The sequence below is a fragment of the Clostridium tarantellae genome, assembly GCF_009295725.1.
Classification (GTDB): Bacteria; Bacillota; Clostridia; order Clostridiales; family Clostridiaceae; genus Sarcina; species Sarcina tarantellae.
On sequence record NZ_WHJC01000536.1, the window covers coordinates 1 to 1,057 of the forward strand.

At 26.8% G+C, this 1,057-nt stretch carries 1 pseudogene; it reads left to right on the forward strand.

The annotated features are described in order from the left end of the window. Positions 1-203 precede the first annotated feature (203 nt). Positions 204-780 (forward strand): annotated as a pseudogene (locus GBZ86_RS16175) (IS701 family transposase); the annotation flags it as partial. Positions 781-1,057: the final 277 nt, after the last annotated feature.

Consider the following 1,057-nt stretch of genomic DNA (forward strand, 5'->3'; position numbering starts at 1 on the left):
TCAAAGGAAATATACATTATATAAAAATTCCGGTTCAGTATAAACTTTACGATTCACTAAAAAGCAAAATGGAATTAGCAGCTGATATGGTAACAGGTGTAGCTCCTATTTTACAAGATTATCAAGTGATAGTTCTATGTGATAGTTAGTATACAAAAACACCTTTTATAGAACCTATTAAAAAGCTTAAGAATATAGATGTTATTGGTGCTGTTCGTAAGGATACAGCTATATATAATTTAAAGCCTGAACCTATAGGTAAACGTGGTAGACCAAAGACCAAAGGTGATAAGTTAGATTATCGTAAATTTTCTTATACTCAAGAAAATGATTATTTTATAGCTCATAAGAAAGTAATGACTAATCTACACGATGAGCCTGTATTTATTACAGTTACGACCACTGATATTAATAAATTTTCATCAGTTAGAATATATTTAAGCACTATAGATCCTAAAAAAATTAATAGTTTTGATGATGTATCAAGTAATCAAAGTAGTTATAATGCTAAACCTAAATCTAAAACAGTTTTTAATGTATATAAAATGCGTTGGAATATTGAGGTTATCTTTTATCAAACTAAAACTTTTTGGTCTTTTGGAAGTTATATGGTAAGACATAAAGAAGCTATAGAAAAATACGCTAATTTAATAGGGGTTGCCTATAGCATAACCGTTTTATTACCATTTATGAGCCGTAAATTTTCTAAGTTAAAATTTCAAAGTCCACAAGAAACAAAATACTATATTTCTGATTGTATTTCTAAAGAATTAATTTATGGCAAGTTGCTTAAAACAATACAACTTGATAAAAATATAACTACTTTTGAAGATGTCATTGAACATCTTAATAATCATGCTTTGGCTAGTTAAATTTATTGTAAAGTGGTGTAAGCTGAGATAAAAGGTCTGAAACACTATAAAAAAGTATCACTAGTGTTTAATAATTAAAAAATATTACCATTGACTTTTTTAAAAATACAAATATATTTCTAGTGATATTGATTATATATCTACTAGGAATATATTTCCTTTAAAAAAGTGTGCAACAACCCCTT